At 35.9% G+C, this 410-nt stretch carries 1 pseudogene; it reads left to right on the top strand.

From position 1 onward, the window contains the following. Nucleotides 1-209 precede the first annotated feature (209 nt). Nucleotides 210-410, top strand: a pseudogene (locus CHI06_RS29075) (hypothetical protein); the annotation flags it as partial.

The raw sequence follows: 410 nt of genomic DNA, 5'->3' as shown, positions 1-410 counted from the left end.
AAGCTCCCAGTGGGTGCAAAGATTTTTTTAGCCAAGGAAAGAGGAGATATTTTAATCGTTGAAGTAGAAGGAGAAATATTGAAATACCTAGCAATTGTTGAAGGGTAATCAATATTGCAATCATTAAACAGTTAAAGTATTAAAGGAGTAGCCCCTCCTGTGGAAGTTCTATGATAGTTACATATAAATTAATCTCAGGGAGAATGGTTATGGATCATACGCCAGATATAAGTTCTGTTTTGATAAATGGAGAAAAAGAAACAGTTTGGAGTGCTATTACAAATGAAGATAAGCTCTTACAATGGTATGCACCAGGTTCTCCTTGGAAAATACCGAATCTAAAAGCTGGGGAGAAAGTAACCTTTACGTTAATGCCTAGTGTTCATAATAGTCTGACAGAGGAATATCCG

Source organism: Bacillus sp. 7884-1, from assembly GCF_002272245.1.
GTDB lineage: Bacteria > Bacillota > Bacilli > Bacillales > Cytobacillaceae > Neobacillus.
Note: the sequence above shows the minus strand (reverse complement) of the source record. Positions and strands in the feature narration are given on the sequence as shown.